Genomic DNA, 20,896 nt, shown 5'->3' with positions numbered 1-20,896 from the left:
TCACAGATACAGCAGAAGACGACGCGTCCGCCGCGCCGCTCATCGCGCGGCTGCGGGGGCTTCAGGCCATTCTCGAAAACCCGGAGAAGCTCGCCCGGCGTCATGCCCGCTTCCTTCTCCGGAAAGCCGCCCTGCCGCCGCTGGGACGGGGGCGCACCTCGCCCGTTCGCCCCGGCTGGCCGCCCGGCTATCGCTCACCCCACACACCGCCCTGGCTGAAGGATGCGCTTGCCCATCTCACCTCGGAAATCCGGCGCGGGCCGCCTGTCAGCCCCGCCTAGCCGCTCACAGCCCGCAGGCATTCCGCCGCCGCCTGCCGCACCGGCCATTCGCGCCAGTGCGGGTCGAGCTGCGAGACCCAGTCCCGGTTGGGCCCGCCTGCTTCATTCGACATCTGCCAGGAGGTCGGCAGGACACGGCGGGCAAAGACATGCGCGACGTGCGCCATCTCGAAGGTCGAGGCGAAATGCAGGATTTTTCCGCCATCCTCCAGTATCCAGACCGGCCAGCCACGTGCCCCATCCTTGCGCGGCATGGGCGGCTCATAGGCCCCGGCATTCATCCAGAGCCCGCCGCCGACAGGCCGGTGGACGGCCATGCTGAGCGGGGTGATGACCCGTTCGGCGCTGTATTCCTTGTGCACCCGCATTCGGTATCATAGGCGCAGATTGGCCTGTCGCGCCAGAGGCAGAACCTAGCTGGCCGGGCAGTCAGCCTCATAGCGCACGGCGATGAAGGCGGTGGGGTCGTTATTGGAATAGTTGAGCGCGTAATATGGCTCTGAGCGTGTCGAGCAGCGGCCCAGCGCCTCGGCAGAGGCTTCGACCCGCGCGAACTGGTCCGGAACGCCCGGATCTTCGAGATTGACCAGGTAGACCACCGGATAGACGGCGGCGTCCTCCGGCATATCCAGCGGTGTCTCCGGCGGGTGGAGGTTCTGTGTGCCGAGCGTCATGACATAGGATGGCTCGGCATAGCCAAGCGCCAGCACGCGGTCGGGACCTTTCGTCTCGCCGCAATCCTTGCGCGGGATGCCACAGACCTCCTCAAGCGCGAGCTTGGCGGTCTCGGTCGCCTGTATCCAGGTCTGGTTCGGCAGGACATATATGCGCGCCTGCCATCCGAGCAGGAGGGCCGCGGCCACGCCGCCTGTCACCGCCCAGCCGATGCGCCGTACGATCATCGCAATGGCGGCAAGAATGACCGCGGCGATGCCTGCCCACCAGAGGTACATCGCATAGTCACCGTCAGGCCCCCACTGCGCCATGACCTGCTCTGCGGTGGCTGTCCTGAAGTCCCCGGCCTTGTCGGCCTGCAACAGGTCGACCACCCAGGGGGCGGTGAACCCGGCCAGCGCCACGCCGCCGACCAGGAAGAGCAGTGTCGAGACATAACGCGAGACCGGCGCGCGGTTGCCTTCCATCAGCTTCAGCGCGCCCCAGCCGCACAGCAGCGCGAGCGCCGGATAGGCCGGCAGGATATAATGGCTGAGCTTGGTCAGCAGCAGCTCGAAGAAGATCCACGTCGTCACCAGCCAGGCGACCAGGAACTTGAGCGCGTCACGGTCGACATCGCCGAGCGACTCCAGTGTGCGGTGACGCAGGTAGCGCCAGGTCAGCAGGATCGCCGGGACGGTCAGCAGCACGCCCGGGAAGAACCATGCCGGCAGGTGCAGGAGGTGGTAGCCCGGCAGGCCGCCATGCCCCTCGGACGCAGAGACAAGCTTGTCCTTGAGATCCTTGCCGACCGCGCCTTCGACATAGGTGCCCTGCGTGGCGATCTGGATGAGGATGAACCAGGGAAGGACCATGAGCACGCTGATCAGCGGGCCGGGCCACCAGGCGAGGCTCTTCATCCAGTGATGGTCACGCCGGTCCCAGAGCCACAGAACAAGCATGGTCATGCCCGCGACCAGTGTGATCACCGGTCCCTTGATCAGGAAGCCCGCGCCATGAACGACCCAGAAGGCAATCGCGTTGCGCCTGTCATTGTCCTTGCGCAGGTAGAGCCTCAGCAGGAAGCCCATCTGCAATGTGATCAGGAAAATCAGGACGCCATCGGTCTTGGAGATGTGCGCCTCTGAAGTGAGCAGCATGCTGGAGCCGAACAGTACAGCCCCGATGAACGCACTTCGTCGGCCTACCGCCGCGATGCCGAGCCAGAAGCAGGCCATGGTCGCCAGCCCCACACCGATCCAGTTGGGCACGCGGTAGGTCCAGATATCGAGGCGCTCGCCCTCCCCAAGCGCAGCAGACGAGCCGGCCTGTAACCAGTGAATGCCCGCCGGCTTCTTGTTGCGGTACTCATCCTGGTATCGGATAGTGATATAGTCGCCGGTTTCCAGATACTGCTTGGACGCCTGCGCGAAACGGCTCTCGTCCCGGTCGAGCGCGGGCAGGTTGAAAACCCCAGGTGCGCCAGCCGTAATGGTCAGCGCGAAAAGCAGGACCCAGGCTTTCCAGCCGGTCGAGAGGCGGTCTATCCAACCCATAGCGGTCCGGTTGTAGACTGGAACGTCAGCGGGCGAAACGCCCAAGCACTGTTAATTGTCAGATGCAGATTTGATTTCACCGCAACGCACTCTACGCTGACCAGCAGTTTTTGGCTTGAGGGGTATGGTATGAAGGCCTGGTTCAGGATGGATCTCTGGAAACGCGTGATGATCGGGCTCGTGATCGGCACGCTGATCGGCCTCGGCTTGCGCTACGGCCTGAGCGAAGAGGCCTCAGCGAGAGCAGCAGAGTATTTCAAGCCCTTTGGCGACCTGTTCCTCAACCTGATCCGTATGCTGGTTGTTCCCCTGATTTTCCTGACGCTTGTCTCTGGTGTCCTTTCCATGGGAGACCCGAAAAAGCTCGGCAGTCTCGGTGGACGCGCCATCGGGGTCTACATGTGCACAACGGCAGTGGCCGTGACGCTCGGCCTGGTCATCGGCACAATCCTACAGCCCGGGGCCGGCTTTGATGTCGGAAGCGTCTCCCAAGATGATATTGAATCGACACGCCAACGCCTCGAGAGCGCAGGCGCGATGGAAACCGCAGGCGTCTTCGAACAGATCATGCGCACTGTTCTGGCCATTGTGCCGACCAACCCGGTCGACGCCATGGCGCGCGGCGATGTGCTGCCTGTCATCTTCTTCGCGATCATGTTCGGCATCGGCATCCTGATGGCCGGCGAAGCCGGCAAGCCGGTCGCAGATGCCTTCAATTCCGCTTCTGAGGCGATCCTCAAGCTGACATTGCTGATCATGGAGACAGCGCCATATGGCGTGATGGCGCTCATGGCGTGGGTGATGGCCGCGTATGGCCTGGATGTCGTGATCGCACTCGGCATGATGACACTGGCGCTCTATCTCGCCTGCGGCTTGCACATGCTCATCACGCACGGCTTCCTCATGAAGTTCATCGCCAAACTGCCACTGCTGCCCTTCTATCGTGGCATCACGGACGCACAGATGGTGGCTTTCTCGACATCTTCTTCCAGCGGCACCCTGCCCGTAACAATGAGCGTGGCGCAGAAGAATCTCGGTATCAAGAAGCCCGTTGCCTCATCCGTCCTGCCGCTCGGCGCAACGATCAATATGGACGGGACCGCGCTTTACCAGGGCCTGATCGCGCTGTTTGCAGCACAGGCGCTTGGCATCGACATGAATTTCGGCATGTACATCACCGTCGCTGTGATGGCGACGCTGGTCTCGATCGGCACAGCAGGCATACCTTCCGTCAGCCTATTCCTGGCGACAACGACGCTCGGCGTCATAGGCGCGACCCCGGAACAGATGCTGCTTATCCTGGCGCCGCTGTTTGCCTTCGACCGCTTGTTGGACATGATGCGCACCGTGACCAATGTCACAGGTGACCTTGCTGTTTCGACAGTGGTTGCCCGTTGGGAAAACGAGATTGATACAGAGGTCTTCGTTGCCGAGGACAGGTATTAGGCGGCGCTAGGTTTGATAGGCGGCCAGGGTTTCCCGTACGCTGTCGCCGATCATCCGGGCTTCCTCTTCACGCGGAGAGCCTGCCCGCCAGGCAATACCGATCTGGCGGCCGATGACGGGCGTATCGAAATGCCGGATAGTGAGATCGGTCCCGGCTGTTACGCCCGCTTCCGCAGCGATCCGGGGCAGGAGGGAGACGCCAAGCCCGCCAGCCACCATCTGGACGAGAGTCGCAAGTGAGGTCGCGCCCACATCAGACCCATTCCTGGTCGGTGACAGCGAGCAGACTGAGAGCGCATGGTCACGCAGGCAGTGGCCATCCTCAAGAAGCAGGACATCCTCCCCATTCAGATCTTCCGGCTTCAGTTTTCCGGTTGTCGAGAGTTTATGATCTTTCGGGCCGATATAGAGAAACTCGTCATCGCCAAGCGTTTCCGTCTCGATACCTTCCGCCTCCCACGGCAATGCGATGAGGGCAGCATCGAGGGACCTGTTTCGTAGCCCTTCAATCAGCCTGTCCGTCTGGTCTTCGCGCAAGTAGAGGCGAAGCCCGTCATGGGCAGAGCGGAGGCTGGACAAAGTGCGCGGCAGGAGAAACGGAGCGAGAGTTGGTATGGCGCCGAGATGAAAATGCCCAGTCAGTGGAGCTCCCGCCTGATGGGCGGCTGCGACCAGGTCAGCCGCGCTCGACAGGACGGACCGGGCACGCTCGACAGCCGTTTCCCCGGCCCGCGTCAGTGAAGCCCCACGGGCCTCTCGTTCAACCAGTTGCACCCCCAGGATCGCTTCAACCTCCTTGATCGCGGAAGAAAGCGTGGGCTGGGTTACATTGCAGACGTCCGCGGCGCGTGAAAATGATTTCTCGTCCGCCAGTGCGCAGAGGAACTGAAGCTGCCTGAGTGTCGGAAGATGCATGAACTCTTTTTATTACTCCACATTATTTCATCTTTGCGCTCTATAACGCGGCACTATTATGGCCTGTTCCCGGTCCTGCGCGTCATTGCGGCCTGAACCTGGCAATCGGTATCTCATTGAGAGTACGCTACAGACGTTGCCACGGGTGCAAAAACCTGGGCCGCCTCAGTTTCCTGTGTTCAAGGCCCTTATTAACGACTGTCCCATTGATTTTACGGTGCAGCTGCGCCAGTTCGGAAAGTCATGGAACTTGCCCCGGACGGCCTTGAAACTTCACGTATCCGGCTTGCCGCTCTTCGCGAGGAGGATCGGGAAGAGATCCGGCGAAGCCGGGCTGTCGATGACATGTGGACCTCCATGGTGGTCGTCGCGTCCGGCATGAGTCTCGACGCATATTTCAACCATACGCTGCGCATGGCTGAGATTGGCATCGGCCTGGGCCTGACAGCACGCCTCAAATCCGACAACAGCCTTGCCGGGCTCGCCGCTTTCCTTCTGCCCAACCGTCTCCACCGGCGCATACGGATCGGCTATATATGGATCAGGCCCGACCTGCGCGGCGAGGGGCTGACCGATCATATCCACTACCTCATGTTGAAGAGTGCAATCGACTGGCGGGCGCGCCGTGTGGAATGGTGGATACCGGACCGCAACGCCCAGGCCCTCGGCAAGGTGGAACGTCTTGGTGCCCAGCGGGAGGGCCTGCTTCGCCAGCACTCACGGTTTGCAGATGGCAGCTGGGTGGACATGGCTGTCCTGTCACTGATCAATGACGAGATCCGGGCGACGGTCAAACGCATCGGCCAGCAGATCGATGAGGATGGCCACACCGCCTGAAGCGCTGCCAGACGCTTGATTTTCCGGCCATACCGTGCTTTACGGCGCGCTGAAATTCCGCGCACAAGTGAAAGCGCGCTTTTCCGGGGCCTTGAACCCGGCGAAGCCCCTGCTCGGCGACACTTCGCTCAGTGGGGCTGCACCGCTTTGCGCGAAAGGTATGGAGTGCTTACCTGTCCAGCATGGAGAGGCAAGCAGGGAGCAAGCGATGTTTGATGCGCTGACAGACCGCCTTGGCGGCATATTCGACGGGCTGACAGGGCGCGGTGCGCTGACCGAGAAAGAGGTCAACGCCGCGCTTCGCGAGATTCGCGTGGCGCTTCTGGAAGCCGACGTCGCCCTGCCCGTGGTCAAGGACTTCATGGCGCAGGTGAAGGAACGCGCGGTTGGCGAGGAAGTCATCCGTTCGGTCAAGCCCGGCCAGCAGGTCATCAAGATCGTTCACGATGCGCTTGTCGACATGCTCGGCGGCGAGGATGCTCAGACACAGCTGCGCGTCGACAATCCGCCATCCATCATCATGATGGCCGGCCTTCAGGGCTCCGGTAAGACGACGACGACCGCCAAGGTCGCCAAGCGGCTGGCCGAGCGTGACAAGAAGAAAGTGCTTCTTGCGTCACTTGACGTTCGCCGCCCGGCCGCGATGGAACAGCTTGCCATACTGGCCGACCAGTGCGGGGAGAATGTTTCTTCCCTGCCGATCGTCGAAGGCCAGATGCCGGCCGAGATCACACGCCGCGCACTTCAGGCCGCCAAGCTCGGCGGCTATGACGTGGTCTTCCTCGATACTGCGGGCCGGACCTCCATCGACGAACAGATGATGGCAGAAGCCTCCGAGATCGCGAAGATCGCCCAGCCAAAGGAGACGATGCTCGTCGCCGATGCGCTGACCGGTCAGGACGCGGTCGAGACGGCGAAACGCTTCCATGAGCGCCTGCCGCTGACCGGCCTCGTGCTCACGCGGATGGATGGCGACTCGCGCGGCGGTGCGGCGCTTTCCATGCGGGCCGTGACCGGCCTGCCGATCAAGTTCCTCGGTACGGGCGAGAAGCTCGACGGGCTCGATGCCTTCGATGCCAAGCGCCTTGCGGGCCGCATCCTCGGACAGGGCGATATTGTCTCGCTGGTGGAGAAGGCCGGCGACCAGCTCGACCAGGAAAAAGCCGAACGCATGGCGCAGAAGATGCGCAAGGGCCAGTTCGACCTGAACGACCTCGCCGACCAGCTGCGCCAGATGCAGAAGATGGGCGGGCTCGGCGGCATCATGGGCATGCTGCCCGGCGCGAAGAAAGCCAAGCAGGCCATGGCGGGCGCCAATCTCGACGACAACACGATCAAGCGCCAGGAAGCGATCATTTCTTCCATGACGAAGAAGGAGCGCGAGAAACCCGCCCTGCTCAATGCCTCCCGGCGCAAGCGCATCGCGGCCGGGTCCGGCGTGACCGTGCAGGATGTGAACCGCCTTCTGAAGATGCACCGCCAGATGGCCGACATGATGAAGAAGCTCGGCAAGGGCGGCATGAAGGGCATGATGAACGCACTCGGCGGCGCAGGCGTCAGCCAGGCGGATATCGCCAAGATGGGTAAAGGCGCGGCGCTCCCGCCCGGCATGGGTGGCGGCGCAGGCGGCGGCATGGGCGGCGGACAACTGCCTGGCCTCGGCAGCGACGGCCTTCCCCCCGGCATGGGCGGAGGGAAGAAGAAGTGAGTTCCCCCGCTCTCCCCGAACTCGAGCGCCTGCGGGCCAGCATCGACAATATGGATGCGATCCTGCTGCACACGCTGGCTGAACGCTTCAAGCTGACCCAGCAGGTTGGCCACCTGAAGGCCGAGCACGACCTGCCTCCCGCCGACAAGTCACGCGAAGCGCGCCAGATCGAACGGCTGAAGACCCTTGCCGACGAGAGCGGGCTCGACCCGGCTTTCGCGGAAAAATTCCTGAACTTCATCGTGGCAGAAGTCATCCGCCACCATGAGAAGATACGGGGAGGTCAGGAATGATCGCCCCGGCCTCCCTCACCGCTCTTCCCCGCACAGGCGGGGACCTCGTGCTGCATGTACGGGACACGCTGGAAGAGATCCCGGCCTTCGCCGGGATGAGCGGATACAAATACGCCTGCAACCCTGCCTCACAAGCAAGGCGAGAGGCGCAGTGGCCGCTGGCGAATGCCAGCGATCAGCCACGAGTACACTCATGAAGACGCCATAAGATACTTAAGGAGATACACCATGGCTCTCAAAATCCGGCTCGCCCGCGGCGGGTCCAAGAAACGCCCCTTCTACCGCGTTGTCGTTGCCGACTCGCGCGCCCCGCGTGACGGCCGATACATCGAGAAGATCGGCACGCACGATCCGCGCCTGCCCAAGGACAGCGAAGACCGCGTGAAGATCGACGGCGCGAAAGCCGCTGAATGGATCAAGAAAGGCGCCGTACCGACCGACCGCGTCGCACGTTTCCTCAGCCAGATGACGCTGGAAGGCGAAACCAAGCCGATCTATGCGTGGGAACACGGCAACAACCCGAACAAGGGCGAGCCAGGCACAAAGGCCAAGGAACGCCTGCAGGAAAAGGCTGACAAGGAAGAAGCCCGCAAGGAAGCCGAAGCTGAAGCCAAGAAGGCTGCTGAAGAGGCGAAGAATGCTCCGGCCGAGGAAGAAGCCCCGGCTGAAGAGGCCGAAGCTGCTGCTGAAGGCGAAGCCTCCGCAGAAGCCGCTGCCGAAAGCGAAGCTTCCGAAGAAGAGAAGACCAGCTAGGTTTTTCTCTTTCGCAAAAACACTCAAGCCGGGCAGTTTCCTGCCCGGCTTTTTTTGTGTGCTGACCTGTCAGCGGCCACCTTACATCTGCATGGTCCAGCCTTCGACGCCCATAGCGGCCTGACGGATGGCCTCGGACATGGTCGGGTGAGCATGGCAGGTGCGGGCAACATCTTCGGAAGCTGCACCGAACTCCATTGCCACACAGACCTCGTGGATCATCTCGCCCACGCCGACACCGATCATGTGCGCCCCGAGTATGCGGTCTGTTTTCTTGTCAGCGAGGACTTTCACGAAGCCAAGCGTTTCATGATTTGTCCGGGCGCGGGAATTGGCCTGGAAGGGGAACTTGCCCTTCTTGTATTCCACGCCCTCTTCCTTGAGCTCGGCTTCGGTCTTGCCGACCCATGCGATTTCCGGATTGGTGTAGACAACGCTTGGCACGAGGTCGTAATTGACATGGCCTGCCTTGCCAGCGATCAGTTCGGCAACGGCGGCGCCATCATCCTCGGCCTTGTGGGCAAGCATCGGCCCGTGAATACAGTCGCCAATCGCCCAGACACCGTCTGCGACCTTGAAATGGTCTTTCGTCTCGATGACGCCGCGCTTGTCCGTCTTGCCACCAACATTCTCAAGGCCGAGCCCTTCGGTGTACGGACGGCGGCCGACAGCAACGATGACGGCATCCGCCTCGATGACCTCTTCATCACCACCCTTGGCCGGTTCGGTGAAGAGTTTGAGCTTGGTTTTCAGTTTCTCCACGCCGGTCACTTTCGTGCCCATGCGGAATTCCAGCCCCTGCTTCTTGAAGATGCGCTGGGCTTCCTTGGCCACCTCGGCGTCCGCACCCGGCAGGGAACGGTCGAGGAACTCGACGACGGTCACTTCCGAACCAAGCCGCGACCAGACAGAGCCAAGTTCAAGCCCGATGACGCCAGCCCCGATAAGGACGAGCTTCTTGGGCACTTCCTTCAGCGCGATGGCACCGCGGTTCGTGACGACGCGTTCCTCGTCAATCTCGACATTCGGCAGAGGTGTCGGCTCAGACCCGGTGGCGATGACGATGTTCTTCGCGTCCAGCGTCTGGTTCTTGCCGTCTTCACCCTCTACGTCGACCTTGCCCTGTCCGGCGATCTTGCCGAAGCCCTTGATGTAGTCGACCTTATTCTTCTTCATCAGGTATTCGACGCCCTGGGTGAGGCCTTTCACGGCGTCATCCTTCTGGGCCATCATCTGCTTGAGGTCGAGATCGATCTTCCCGGTCTTGATACCAAGATCCGCAAAATTGTTCTTCGCGGCCTCGAACAGTTCAGAGGCGTGCAGCAGGGCCTTTGACGGAATGCAGCCGACATTCAGGCATGTCCCGCCAAGGGTGCCACGCTTCTCGATGATCGCTGTCTTCAGGCCAAGCTGGCCAGCCCGGATCGCACAGTTATAGCCGCCGGGGCCGCCTCCAATAATGACGACGTCATAAGGTTCTGCCATGGGAAATCCGCCTCAAAAGGTCAGTGTGTTCAATTGCCTTGCGAACCTAAGCACTAGAGCGGCGAAATCAATGTTCGTGCGGCCTCATTTCCTGTGACAGAAGACCAGCACGCCACAGATCACCAGGAGGAACGGGGCAAGGATCGCCTCGTCGCGCCACAGGGTATAGTCCGCCGAGCCTGCCATAAGGGCCGTCGCCAGCCCGAAAAGCACTGCACCAACCGTGAACAGCCACGCGCCCCCTCGCAGGGCCGCCATCGCCAGAAGACCACCCAGGATCATCAGGCTTGTCGAGACCACCCTGATCAGTGAGACCGGCGGATTGAGGAGTTCTGTCGCGAGATCGCTGCCAAAGGAAATCTGGCGCAGGATCGGATTGATCGTTTCCCACATCATCCAGACCGCGACACAGACACCGACAAATCCGGCAAGCCGCCTGATCAGCATGAGGCCATCCTCCCGTTCAACGCGCTCTTGTTCATCCAAGGGCGAGTTGGAGGCTTTTGCAAGACAAGAAGCATTCATGTCTCGAACGCGCGGCGGCTCACCCGCCCCGTCGCCGGCGGGCCTGCATGCGCCGGCCTTCGGCAGCAAAATGAGCCCGCTGGCGCGCTATGGCGGCCGGGACCGGACGACGTCTTCGCGGCTGGGCCTCGGGGGCGGCTTCCTGCGTCTCCTGCGGGTGTGTCCGGGCCATGAGGGCTTCGAACTGTGCCTGGCTGAGCGTCACGCCTTCATCAGCTTCACGGGTTTCCAGATCGGCACGGGACGGGCCTTCCCTGCGCAACAGGAGGACGGCATAACCAAGCATCGCGATAATAAGGCAGCCGCCTGCCACCAGCCCTTCCGGACCGCTCGGATCCTGCCACCAGCCGGGCTCGAAATCGACGATCCACAGGACAGGTACGGCCGATACCATGCCGATGACGTACCAGATCACAGCTCCCTTCCGCCGGTTCGCGACCGACACAGAGGCAGCATAGAAACAGAGCGCCGCCAGGAAGTACGGCGCGCCATAGAGAATGCCGAGTTCACGCCAGTTGATCGCATCAAAGCCCAGCGCAGGATCGGGATGGAAGAATAGCGACAGGAACATGATGATACTCGGCCATCGCATTGCTGTCAGTGCGCCAAACGCGAAGACGATGGCAAGACCGCAGATCAGGAAGGCTATGAGACGCCGGGACATAAGAGTATGTCCTAACCTATTCCCATTTATACCGCATGAATGGGTGCACTGAATTCATCAGGTTACGCTAAGACTGTATTCACCATTGCGTGAGTCACCATGGACGCCGTGCTGGAAAAGTCCATACTGACGGCATCATGAGTGAACCAATTCCTGCCCTACGCCGCACTGCATTCCTGCTGACACTGGCTGGTGCCTTACCCTTTATCGGGCTTGTGATCGCCATGGCCGTCCTCGACCCGCCGACCAATGCGACCGCCGGGCTCTGGCTACAGACCTATGCTGCCGTGATCCTGAGCTTCCTCGGCGGGGCACGCTGGGGCATGGCTGTTACGACCGCTTCCGGCACGGCTGCGGCGACGCTGGGTGTCTCCGTGCTGGTCGCACTCGGTGGCTGGGTCATCCTGCCGCCAGCCATTATCCTGATGCCGGGCCCGGTCTGGTATCTCGTCTATGCGGTACTGTTTGCCCTGCAATTTGGCTGGGACTGGACATCTTCCACCGTACCGACGTGGTTCAAGCCCGCACGGCTCTGGGCCAGCATACTGGTCATCGCCAGCCTGACAGCGGCCTGGGCCATACACGCCTACGGCTTGTAAGTACTTAATCGGCCGTCAGGCCGTCTCGCCCGGCAGGGCGAACATCGCCGCCCGGAAACTGACAAGCGACAGGCCGAGCGAGACCAGTGCATTCCAGCCTGCCATGGACAGGCCAAGCATTGTCCAGGCCGCGCTCTCACACGAGACAGTCGCGGTCCGCTCATCGATCGTGCCAAGATCCAGGTTTACGACATCGACAGCAGTGGCTGCACAGCCGCTGGGGGCAGGCCAGAAGCCCCATTCGACCCCGGCGTGATAGGCCGCAACCACGGCCCCTGTCAGGAAAACGAGTGCCAGCATGACGTTGAAAGCCACGAGAAACCGCCGGTTCTGGCGAACATTCCAGAGGATGAGCCCTGTCGCCGACATGGCAATCGCTGCCCAGTAGACTTCCCGCTGGCGCAGGCAGAGCTGGCAGGGCAGCAGATAGGCGAAATGCTCGAACGCGTGAGCAGCCGCCAGCATCGCGGCGGAGACGATCAGGGCCAGAAGCGGCCAGCGCCAGGTTTTCAGAACAGCCGATCGTGCGCTCATGCGCGTTATGCCTCATGTCCGGTTGCAGCTGACCGGGACAATGGCCAAAGGCCCGCAACCACACAATGCGGCGATGAAGCGCGCCCCGTCATGCGCCCGAGACTGTTCGCACACCGAGCACGACAAGTGCAGCCAGGGTCGCGATCCATGCTGATCCGATAATCGTGCCCAGCATGACGAGGATACCGTCACGGGCCATCAGGCCGAACGAGATGATGGCAACGCCAATACCCGGCACGGTGTTCGTCGACGGCAGGGGCACGAGTATGGAAGCACAGAAGATAACGAGCAGCAGGCCGATCACGCGCTCCCCTCGCGGTCCCATCAGGAAGGTCAGCCGCGGACGGGCGACTTTTTCCAGCCAGCCGAACCATTTGCGCCCGCCACGTGCGGTGCGCTCAAGGCCCTTCCGGTCGATCATACGCCGGGCGAACTTCTCCGGCAGCCAGGGCTCTGCCCGCCCGGCCAGCATCTGCGCAGCCAGCGCCATCATGGGCAAGGAGACGATCTGCGGAACCCCGTAGAGAAAAGGTATGCAGCACGGTAGCGCCAGAATGAACAGCGCTGCGCCGAAAGCACGCTCATGCAAACGGTCAAAGATTTCACGCAGCGAGAACCCCGGCTCCGGGGCTTCTGCCGCCATGGCTTCGATGGACTGAAGGAATGTCCGGGGCGCCGGGTCTTGCGTCATGATGCTTAACGCCTATCCGTGTTCTGCTGGCTGGTCGAGATGATTGACGCATAAAGCCAGTTAGGGCAGAGGCAACCCTTGCAAAACCGCCTTCGTGCCCCGGTGGTGGAATTGGTAGACGCGACGGATTCAAAATCCGTTTCTGGCAACAGAGTGCCGGTTCAAGTCCGGCCCGGGGCACCATTCATTTTCGGTTTGCTTCGCAAAATTTTTGATCCGGTGGATCAAAAATAGAAAATGAATGCCCCGGCAGAGGCCATCCCGGTTTCGTTTCCGTATCGCGGCTTTGCCGCAACCCCATTTCCACATTGCCCTCGGGGCCTATGTCCTCTCCTGAACAAGCCGAAGGAGCACATCATGTCAGCCGTCATCATAGGGGCGACAGGCGGGATCGGGCGCGCATTAACGCTCAGCCTTGCCGAAGGTGGGTATGGCAGCCGCGTTCATGCCCTCTCGCGTTCGGGTGGTGGCGAATGGCCGGAAGGGGTCATGCCCGGCAGGATCGATATTCTCGACGAGGCCAGCATAAAAGCCGCCGCAGACACAGTTGAAGACCCAGATCTGGTGATTGTGGCCTCTGGCATTCTGTCCGATGGCGACAGGCTCACGCCGGAAAAATCCTGGCGTCATCAGAGCCTGGACACTTATGAAGAGGTGTTCCGGATCAATACGTTCGGGCCGGGCCTGGTCGCAAAACACTTCTTGCCGAAGATGCCGCGCGAAGGTCGTACAGTATTTGCGGCCCTTTCTGCACGGGTCGGCTCCATTAGCGATAACGGCTTCGGCGGCTGGCACGCCTATCGGGCCTCCAAGGCGGCCCTGAACATGCTGATCCGCAATTTCGCGATTGAGCAACAGCGCAAGAATGACCAGTCCATCTGCGTGGGGCTGCATCCCGGCACTGTCGATACAGGCCTGTCAGCTCCGTTCCAGGGCAATGTGCCAGACAGACAGCTATTTACGCCCAATAAAGCGGCAGGGTACCTGATCGGTGTCATCGAAAGGCTCACACCAGAGCACACAGGCCGTCTCTATGACTGGCAGGGCGAGGAAATTGCCCCCTGAGACAGCAAATTCAGATTATCCGGCCGTGTTGATCAGCACGGAGTTGGCATCATAGACGTCAGCACCTTCGGGTCGCGTGCCTGAGCCGGAGATAATTTCAAGGCTCTCGGTGACTTTCTCCGAACTGCCGCCGATTGGTATGCCGATACCAACGCCAACACCGACGCCGGAATACGTCCCCGTCGAACTTGAGCCACCAACAGATACAGACGAACGTGAGCCGCCGGCCCGGCTCGCATCGGTGTAACCGCGCACCACGCGGAACCAGTCTCCACCATTTTCAAGCGTCACTTCAGCCGCCCGGCGCAGCGCATACTGGCGTGCCTGTTCAGGACTGAGCGCGGTATAGCTCACCCGGTAGCGGTTGGATTCGATAGGCTGGACACTGAACCCTTGCGAACTTGGTGAAGAGGCCGGGCCATAAGGTTTTGCCGTGGTGCAGGCAACGGCGCCGGAAGCAAGGAGTCCCGCGATGAGTATGGATCTGATCATGATGTCACTTCTGCCATGTAAGTCTGTGAGCCGAAAGGCTGGCCTGGAACTTTGCGATGAACACGCCGCAACAAACAGGTTGGGCCTGTGTTCAGTCAGCACCTGTTATGAAAACTCCCAGTGCCGGTTCGTGTTCCCTGTACACGGGCTTGCACGTCGTACGGGTACGCGCTGACCAGCTCTTCTGGATTGGTCAAGGCGCGAGCCAATCGCGCAGAATGCTTTTTGGCGGGACGGTCGACGCTTGAGGGGACAGCGGGCCGTTCCACCCGTCCCCCTCTCCCATTGCCTAGGTTTCGGTTTCGTCGCTATTGCGACCGAAATTGGCAACCGCGCTGTCCTGGCCAGCTTCGATGATGGCCTTGCGGATCCCGCGTGCGCGTTCAAATTCGCGCATGAGCGTGTCGCCATCCCCCCAGCGGATCGCGCGCTGCAGGGCGGCCAGATCCTCACTGAAACGGCCAAGCGTCTCCAGGACGGCGTCCTTGTTATTGAGGAAGACATCCCGCCACATGACCGGGTCTGACGCGGCAATCCGGGTAAAGTCCCGGAAGCCACCTGCGGAGTATTTCACCACCTCGCCCTCGCCGACACTTTCCATGTCATAGGCGGTCGAGACGATATTATAGGCAATCAGGTGCGGCAGGTGGGAGGTGATGGCCAGAACGCGGTCATGGCGGGCTGCGTCCATGATTTCTACTTTGGCCCCCAGCATTTCCCAGAACCCCGCCAGCCGGTCGACGGCTGAATTGTAGGTTTCTTCCTGGGCAGGCAAGGGCGTGAGAATATGCCAGGCATTGCGGAACAGCGTTGCAAAGCCTGCTTCGGGCCCGGACTTCTCTGTCCCCGCAATCGGGTGGCCGGGAATGAGATGCACACCCGCCGGGCAATGATCCTGCATGGCCGAGAGGGCGCTTTCCTTGACCGAGCCGACATCCGTCAAGATCGCGCCCCTGGACATGTGCGGCGCGATAGCCTGTGTCGTCTCAGCAATGGCCCCGACCGGGACGCAGAGGAAAATCGCGCCTGCATCCTGACAGGCTTCAGCGGGCGTGCCGACGACATCGCCGAGGCCCAGGCCGGCTGCACGGGTACGGACATCCTCACTGCTGTCATAGAGGACCACGTGACGTGCCGCGCCAGCTTCACGTGCGGCATGCGCAATGGATGAGCCGATGAGGCCAGCGCCCATGATGGCGATTTTTTCAAACGCTGGCCCGGCCATGGATCAGCCTGCCTTTGCGAAGTCTTTGAAAGCCTGCAGGACTTCGTCATTCGCCTGTCTGGTGCCAATCGTCAGACGCATGCAGTTCGGCAGGCCGTAAGCGACCATGTCGCGGATCACGATCCCGCGCGAACGCAGGAACGCGTCGGCATCCTCCGCGCGCTGACCATCGCGATCAGAGAACTCGATCAGCAGGAAGTTACAGACGCTGGGATAGACCTTGAAGCCCATTTCCTCGAGCGCGGGCGTCATCCGGTCCAGCTCGGAATTGTTGTGATCTGCCGATTCCGCGACGAATTCGTCATCATCCAGCGCCGCAATCGCAGCCGCCTGGGCCACAGATGTGACGTTGAACGGGCCGCGCACGCGGTGGATCGCGTCGATCACGCTTTCAGGCCCGTAAGCCCAGCCGAGACGCAGGCCGGCAAGCCCGTGAATTTTCGAGAATGTACGGGTGACGAGTACGTTCGGCTCTTCCCCGGCCATTTCCATGCCGGCGGCATAGTCGTTCTGGCGGACATATTCGGCATAGGCCCCGTCGAGCACCAGCAGGATGTCGTCCCGCAGCCCCTTGTGCAGGCGCTTGACCTCGTCATACGGGATATAGGTGCCGGTCGGATTGTTCGGGTTGGCGAGGAAGACGATTTTCGTCTTGTCGGTGACCCGGTCCAGGATCGCATCGACATCTGCCGTCAGCTCTTTTTCGGGAGCCTTGATACAGGCAGCCCCGGCCTGCTGGGCGACGAGCTTGTAGACGAGGAATCCGTGCTGGGACTGGATGATCTCATCGCCCGGCTGTAGATAGGCCCGGCCGAGCAGCTGGAAAATCTCGTCGGACCCGGCACCACAGACGATCCTGTCCGGATCAATCCCGTACTTCTTGCCGATGGCCTGACGCACGGCAAAGGCGGACCCGTCCGGATAGATTTCCGGATGCTGGGCAGCCTTTATCAGCGCCTCACGCGCGGCTTCGCTACAGCCCAGCGGGTTTTCATTCGACGACAGCTTCCAGCCATGGTCGAGTTTCTGACCACCCTTATAGGGCGTGATTTCGAGGATATTTGAAAGCGGCTTCGGCCCGGTCATTCACTTGGCTCCTTGTCTGGCTGATCCTCGTGGCCAAGGATCGCACGAAAATCAAGAGACCGCCTGTGAATGCCGGGCCGTACAGCTCTTCAGGGAATTATGCTTTCAGGAGCTCCAGAAGGTCTCCTGTCAGCTTGTCGGCGTGCGTTGCCGTCAGCCCGTGCGGTGCGCCTTCATACTCTTTCAGCGTTGCATCCTTGATCAGTTCGGCCGCCTTGCGCGCCGTCGGATCAATTGGGACGGTCTGATCTCCGGTGCCGTGGATGACAAGTGTCGGCACATCGAACGCCTCCATGTCCGGGCGAAGATCGGTCCTGCCAAAGGCATCGACACAGTCGAGCGTCGCCTTCGGGCTGGCCAGCATCGCCATGCCCCAGGTCCAGTCGAGCTGTGCCTGCGAGACGCCGCCTGCATCCGTGCCCTGTCCATAGAAATCGTTGAAAAAGTTCCGCAGGAAATCCTGCCGGTCCTTGCGCAGGCCGTCCTTGATGCCCTCGAAGACATCCCCCGGCGCGCCATCGGGATTGTCATCAGTCTGGAGCATATACGGCGCGATCGAGGAGATCAGCGCAGCCTTCTTGACGTTCTTGCCATCATGGCGGGACATGTATTTCGACACTTCGCCCCCTGCCATCGAGAAACCGGCAATCGTCGCGTCCTTCAGCCCAAGCGAACTGATGACGGCGGCAAGGTCATCGGACATCGTGTCATAGTCATAGCCGCCCCAGGGCTGAGCCGAACGCCCGAAACCGCGGCGGTCATAGGAGACGACGCGAAAGCCTTCTTCAGCCAGCTTTACGGCCTGATATTCCCAGCTGTCCGCATTCAGCGGCCAGCCATGGATGAGGACAATCGGGCGCCCATCGCCCCAATCCTTCACATAAATTTCGGTGTCATTAGCGCCTTTGATATACGGCATATTTCATGTCCTTCCTGTCAGCTGATTGTTCTGAGAAATGGAATGAACAGACAGGCCGGGACGTTCCTCAGATTTCCTTCAAGCATTTGTGACTGCTTGACTTCTCTGTTCAGTCCGGACACGTCAGGCGCGATGCCAGATAGTGGACGCACTCCCCTGAGCGAGGTGAGGCACCTGACGCTCCCCGACCCGCTGCCGCTCGATTGCGGTGAGCGGCTCGAAACCGTGCAGATCGCCTATGAGACCTGGGGCGAGCTGAATGCCGACAGGACCAATGCCATCCTGATCTGTCACGCGCTGACAGGTGACCAGTTTGCAGGGTCGGAAAATGTCGTCACCGGACGACCGGCCTGGTGGCCGCGCATGATCGGGCCGGGCAAGCCGATCGACACCAACCGCTACCATGTCATCGCCACCAATGTGCTTGGCGGCTGCATGGGCACGACAGGGCCAGCCTCACCGGGGCCGGACGGCAAGCCATGGGGCACGCGCTTTCCGGTCATCACCATCGGCGACATGGTTCGCGCGCAACGCGCATTCGTCGATGCACTCGGGATTGACAGCCTGTTTTCTGTCATGGGCGGATCGATGGGCGGGATGCAGGCGCTTGAATGGGCCGTGCAAGTGCCGGAAAAGGTCTATACAGCTGTTCCCATCGCAACCGCAGCCCGTCATTCAGCACAGAACATCGCGTTCTACGAAGTTGGCCGGCAGGCCATCATGGCCGACTCAGAATGGTGTGACGGCCATTACCTGGCCGAGGGGAAGCGCCCCGGACGGGGGCTCGCCATTGCACGCATGGCGGCGCACATCACCTATGTCTCGGAAAGCGCGCTGAAACGGAAGTTCGATCGCGGACTGCAGGACCGGGACCAGGCGAGCTTCAGCTTTGATGCTGACTTCCAGGTCGAGTCATACCTGCGCTATCAGGGCCACTCCTTCGTCGACCGGTTCGATGCCAACTCGTATCTTTATGTCACCCGTGCGATGGACTATTTCGACCTTGCCTCGCGCTATGACGGACGTCTGGCAGACGCCTTCAAGGGCACGCCGGTACGCTTCTGCCTGTTCTCGTTTACGTCTGACTGGCATTATCCGCCGGTCGCCAGCCGCGAGATTACGCGGGCGCTGGCAGCGGCCGGGGCAGAGGTGAGCTATCTCGAGATCGAATCCGACAAGGGCCATGACGCTTTTCTCCTTGAAGAGCCGATCTATGAAGACGCCCTTGAAGGCTTCCTCACGGCCAATGCCGACCAGCGGGGGATCTGATGGCGCTTGATACCTCCATCCGGGCCGACCACCGGGCGATCGTCACCCGCGTGCCGCAGGGCGCAAATGTCCTCGATGTGGGCTGTGGCAATGGCGACCTCCTTGCGCTCCTGAAGCAGGAGAAACAGGTCAATGCACGGGGGCTGGAACTGTCTCCGGAAGAAGCCGGTGTCGCGCTTGCACGCGGACTTTCTGTCATTCAGGGGGATGCTGACAGCGACCTTGGGGTCTTTCCGGACAATGGCTTCGACGTCGCCATCCTGTCCAAGGCAATCCAGCAGATGCGCCGCCCGGTCTTCGTGCTTGAGGAACTGGCACGGATTGCCCCGGAAATGATCGTCTCCTTCCGCAATTTCGGCCTCTGGCAGCGGCGCTTCTCGCTTGTCACATCCGGACGGATGCCAGGCCACCGCGACTGGCATGACGAGGGCGCGCTACACCCTTCCACGGCACGCGACATGATCGACCTGACCCGGGCGCTTGGGCTGGAAACCGTCGCCATGGCCCCGATGCAGGCCAACAGGGTCGGCGCGTTCCGCAAGAACGGACTGTCGCGCCTCAACTGGGGCGCAGACGAGGTCATCCTGCACCTGCGCCGGACCTGAAATTCCTGAAGACATGAAAAAGCCGGCTGGCCCTGACCTCCAGCCGGCTTGTCCTGCATCATGCGTGAGAGACGAAACGCCTAGTTGGCGAGCGCCTGCTCGTCTTTCTCGCCCGTGCGGATACGGATGACCGAATCCAGCCCCGAGACGAAAATCTTGCCGTCACCGATGGTGCCCGTATTGGCCGCCGCGATAATCGCCTCGGACAGACGGTCGATGTCACCGGCGGCGCAAGCGACCTCCACTTTTACCTTCGGAAGAAGGCGCACCTCGTATTCCGCGCCACGATAGACTTCCGTCTTGCCCTGCTGGCGGCCATAGCCGCGCACCTCTGAAACGGTCAGGCCGGCAACACCGGCCTCGCTGAGAGCATCGATAACGGCATCAAGCCGGCTTGGCTTGAAAATGGCGGTAATGAGTTTCATGGCCCCTAAGCCTCCAAATCTGCAACATGTTGATGAAAGCGCGCGCTTTCTGAACGGTCAACGCGCGAATTACGATGTGTTTCAACGCTTTCCACCTCTGCCTCTTTTCTAGGCAGTGGTGCCACTCCTTTGCGCCCCGGCACGACATCGCTCACCGTGGCAGGCGCGCCACCTCCCGGTCTGGCATACAGCCTCTTGACCGCTTCGACCATGACCACGCCGCCGAAACCCGGCGTCAGAAGCTCGCCGACACGTTCCCAGCCTTCCGCGCCCGCAGCAAGCGGTCCCCATTTCACGGGCGGCAGGTGAACGGCCGTCGTACTCGCCGTGACCTGGAAGAGGTGGTCGTTCAGATAGGCGATGAGCTGGCGGCGCGTCCATGGCCGGCCATGACCGAAGGGCGTATTCTCGAACAGGGACCAGAGCCCCTTGCGGTTCGCCACGGCAACGAGCATCCGCCCCTCCGGAGCCAGGAGGCGCCAGGCTTCGCGCAGCACGGCGCGGGGACTGTCAGCCTCCTCGATGGCATGGAGCAGGATGATCCGCTCGAACGCACCGTCAGCGAAGGGAAGCCTGTCTTCGGCTGCAAGACAGGCGGAGATTCCGCGCTCTGTCGCAGACCATGCCGTCTCCCTGCCCAGATGCGGCGTTGTCGCGATACAGGCCTTAGCCGTTCCGGCATAACCGAGCAGCAGCGGGCGCGCATAGCCCATGCCGAGCACGTTGAGGTTCTTGCAGTCGCCCCACAGATCTCCCATGCGTTTCATCAGGAGGAAATCCACCGCCTTGCCAAGGCGGCTGGCATAGAAGTCTTCGAGATCGCTTGCGGCAAGTCTCATCAATAACCCTTGTTTCACCACGCCTTCTTA

23 protein-coding genes, 1 tRNA gene and 1 pseudogene are annotated in these 20,896 nt (G+C 61.4%); 11 read left to right on the top strand and 14 right to left on the bottom strand.

The genetic code is table 11. The annotated features are described in order from the left end of the window. Nucleotides 1-281 (top strand): annotated as a pseudogene (locus tag Q1K31_RS07185) (hypothetical protein); the annotation flags it as partial. On the opposite strand, the gene Q1K31_RS07180 reads toward Q1K31_RS07185, so the two are convergent. Together Q1K31_RS07180 and Q1K31_RS07175 are read right to left on the bottom strand one after the other, a co-directional pair. After that, nucleotides 278-649 (bottom strand): hypothetical protein, encoded by a 372-nt coding sequence (locus Q1K31_RS07180; protein ID WP_300378251.1) that lies wholly within the window; start codon nt 647-649, stop codon nt 278-280. The pseudogene Q1K31_RS07185 and the gene Q1K31_RS07180 overlap by 4 nt on opposite strands. A gap of 45 nt (nt 650-694) precedes the next feature. Continuing rightward, nucleotides 695-2,491 (bottom strand): glycosyltransferase family 39 protein, encoded by a 1,797-nt coding sequence (locus Q1K31_RS07175; RefSeq protein WP_300378249.1) that lies wholly within the window; start codon nt 2,489-2,491, stop codon nt 695-697. 129 nt (nt 2,492-2,620) lie between these two features. Here Q1K31_RS07175 and Q1K31_RS07170 point away from each other — a divergent pair, with 129 nt between their 5' ends. After that, nucleotides 2,621-3,937 (top strand): dicarboxylate/amino acid:cation symporter, encoded by a 1,317-nt coding sequence (locus Q1K31_RS07170; RefSeq protein WP_300378247.1) that lies wholly within the window; start codon nt 2,621-2,623, stop codon nt 3,935-3,937. Between the two features lie 6 nt (nt 3,938-3,943). On the opposite strand, the gene Q1K31_RS07165 is transcribed toward Q1K31_RS07170, so the two are convergent. Then, complete coding sequence (locus tag Q1K31_RS07165) at nt 3,944-4,852, bottom strand: hydrogen peroxide-inducible genes activator (protein WP_300378245.1); 909 nt, start codon at nt 4,850-4,852, stop codon at nt 3,944-3,946. 243 nt (nt 4,853-5,095) lie between these two features. On the opposite strand from Q1K31_RS07165, the gene Q1K31_RS07160 reads away from it, so the two are divergent. The 4 genes from Q1K31_RS07160 (at nt 5,096) to rpsP (ending at nt 8,443) form a co-directional block, all read left to right on the top strand. Further along, entirely contained in the window at nt 5,096-5,689 is a 594-nt protein-coding gene (locus tag Q1K31_RS07160; protein ID WP_300378243.1) for a GNAT family protein, read from the top strand. 208 nt (nt 5,690-5,897) lie between these two features. Continuing rightward, nucleotides 5,898-7,397 (top strand): signal recognition particle protein, encoded by a 1,500-nt coding sequence (gene ffh / locus Q1K31_RS07155; RefSeq protein WP_300378241.1) that lies wholly within the window; start codon nt 5,898-5,900, stop codon nt 7,395-7,397. Then, nucleotides 7,394-7,690, top strand: a complete 297-nt coding sequence (locus Q1K31_RS07150; protein ID WP_300378239.1) for a chorismate mutase — start codon at nt 7,394-7,396, stop codon at nt 7,688-7,690. Before ffh ends, Q1K31_RS07150 begins: the two co-directional genes overlap by 4 nt. Before the next feature lie 228 nt (nt 7,691-7,918). Beyond that, nucleotides 7,919-8,443 (top strand): 30S ribosomal protein S16, encoded by a 525-nt coding sequence (rpsP, locus tag Q1K31_RS16625; protein ID WP_367187531.1) that lies wholly within the window; start codon nt 7,919-7,921, stop codon nt 8,441-8,443. Between the two features lie 81 nt (nt 8,444-8,524). Here the strand turns inward: rpsP and lpdA are convergent, their stop codons facing one another. From lpdA to Q1K31_RS07130, 3 genes are all read right to left on the bottom strand, one after another. Further along, entirely contained in the window at nt 8,525-9,928 is a 1,404-nt protein-coding gene (lpdA, locus tag Q1K31_RS07140; protein ID WP_300378237.1) for a dihydrolipoyl dehydrogenase, read from the bottom strand. Between the two features lie 84 nt (nt 9,929-10,012). Then, nucleotides 10,013-10,375 carry a hypothetical protein gene (locus tag Q1K31_RS07135; RefSeq protein WP_300378236.1) on the bottom strand — a complete coding sequence of 121 codons (363 nt, stop codon included), beginning with the start codon at nt 10,373-10,375 and terminating at the stop codon, nt 10,013-10,015. Nucleotides 10,376-10,472: 97 nt separating this feature from the next. Then, the gene (locus tag Q1K31_RS07130; protein WP_300378234.1) at nt 10,473-11,117 is read right to left on the bottom strand and encodes a hypothetical protein; all 645 of its coding nucleotides are present in this window, start codon (nt 11,115-11,117) and stop codon (nt 10,473-10,475) included. Nucleotides 11,118-11,254: 137 nt separating this feature from the next. Between Q1K31_RS07130 and Q1K31_RS07125 the strand changes: the two genes are divergently transcribed. Further along, on the top strand, nt 11,255-11,716 hold the full coding sequence (locus Q1K31_RS07125; RefSeq protein WP_300378232.1) for a DUF3429 domain-containing protein: 462 nt from the start codon (nt 11,255-11,257) through the stop codon (nt 11,714-11,716). 15 nt (nt 11,717-11,731) lie between these two features. Here the strand turns inward: Q1K31_RS07125 and Q1K31_RS07120 are convergent, their stop codons facing one another. Then, nucleotides 11,732-12,250 carry a disulfide bond formation protein B gene (locus Q1K31_RS07120; RefSeq protein ID WP_300378230.1) on the bottom strand — a complete coding sequence of 173 codons (519 nt, stop codon included), beginning with the start codon at nt 12,248-12,250 and terminating at the stop codon, nt 11,732-11,734. 88 nt (nt 12,251-12,338) lie between these two features. Then, the gene (locus tag Q1K31_RS07115; RefSeq protein ID WP_300378228.1) at nt 12,339-12,941 is read right to left on the bottom strand and encodes an exopolysaccharide biosynthesis protein; all 603 of its coding nucleotides are present in this window, start codon (nt 12,939-12,941) and stop codon (nt 12,339-12,341) included. Between the two features lie 96 nt (nt 12,942-13,037). On the opposite strand from Q1K31_RS07115, the gene Q1K31_RS07110 reads away from it, so the two are divergent. Continuing rightward, nucleotides 13,038-13,124, top strand: a tRNA-Leu gene (locus Q1K31_RS07110). 174 nt (nt 13,125-13,298) lie between these two features. Continuing rightward, on the top strand, nt 13,299-14,006 hold the full coding sequence (locus tag Q1K31_RS07105) for an SDR family NAD(P)-dependent oxidoreductase (protein ID WP_300378226.1): 708 nt from the start codon (nt 13,299-13,301) through the stop codon (nt 14,004-14,006). Between the two features lie 15 nt (nt 14,007-14,021). Here Q1K31_RS07105 and Q1K31_RS07100 read toward each other — a convergent pair whose 3' ends face one another. From Q1K31_RS07100 to Q1K31_RS07085, 4 genes are all read right to left on the bottom strand, one after another. Next, complete coding sequence (locus Q1K31_RS07100) at nt 14,022-14,498, bottom strand: hypothetical protein (RefSeq protein WP_300378224.1); 477 nt, start codon at nt 14,496-14,498, stop codon at nt 14,022-14,024. A 289-nt stretch (nt 14,499-14,787) separates the two neighbouring features. Beyond that, nucleotides 14,788-15,723: a prephenate/arogenate dehydrogenase family protein gene (locus tag Q1K31_RS07095; protein WP_300378222.1), complete on the bottom strand. Its 936-nt coding sequence runs from the start codon at nt 15,721-15,723 to the stop codon at nt 14,788-14,790. 3 nt (nt 15,724-15,726) lie between these two features. Next, a complete protein-coding gene (hisC, locus tag Q1K31_RS07090) occupies nt 15,727-16,809 on the bottom strand; it encodes a histidinol-phosphate transaminase (RefSeq protein WP_300378220.1) in 1,083 nt (360 codons plus the stop codon). A gap of 97 nt (nt 16,810-16,906) precedes the next feature. Next, the gene (locus Q1K31_RS07085; RefSeq protein WP_300378218.1) at nt 16,907-17,728 is read right to left on the bottom strand and encodes an alpha/beta hydrolase; all 822 of its coding nucleotides are present in this window, start codon (nt 17,726-17,728) and stop codon (nt 16,907-16,909) included. 132 nt (nt 17,729-17,860) lie between these two features. Between Q1K31_RS07085 and Q1K31_RS07080 the strand changes: the two genes are divergently transcribed. Together Q1K31_RS07080 and Q1K31_RS07075 are read left to right on the top strand one after the other, a co-directional pair. Further along, nucleotides 17,861-18,997: a homoserine O-acetyltransferase gene (locus Q1K31_RS07080; protein WP_300378216.1), complete on the top strand. Its 1,137-nt coding sequence runs from the start codon at nt 17,861-17,863 to the stop codon at nt 18,995-18,997. After that, entirely contained in the window at nt 18,997-19,602 is a 606-nt protein-coding gene (locus Q1K31_RS07075) for a methionine biosynthesis protein MetW (RefSeq protein ID WP_300378214.1), read from the top strand. The genes Q1K31_RS07080 and Q1K31_RS07075 overlap by 1 nt, the downstream gene beginning before the upstream one ends. A gap of 80 nt (nt 19,603-19,682) precedes the next feature. On the opposite strand, the gene Q1K31_RS07070 is transcribed toward Q1K31_RS07075, so the two are convergent. Then, entirely contained in the window at nt 19,683-20,027 is a 345-nt protein-coding gene (locus Q1K31_RS07070; protein WP_300378212.1) for a P-II family nitrogen regulator, read from the bottom strand. A 5-nt stretch (nt 20,028-20,032) separates the two neighbouring features. Continuing rightward, nucleotides 20,033-20,866 (bottom strand): methyltransferase domain-containing protein, encoded by an 834-nt coding sequence (locus tag Q1K31_RS07065; RefSeq protein ID WP_300378210.1) that lies wholly within the window; start codon nt 20,864-20,866, stop codon nt 20,033-20,035. Nucleotides 20,867-20,896: the final 30 nt, after the last annotated feature.

Origin of the sequence: Henriciella sp. (genome assembly GCF_029936995.1) — a bacterium.
GTDB lineage: Bacteria > Pseudomonadota > Alphaproteobacteria > Caulobacterales > Hyphomonadaceae > Henriciella.
The sequence above is the reverse complement of the archived record's forward strand: the minus strand, read 5'-3'. Positions and strand labels throughout refer to the sequence as shown.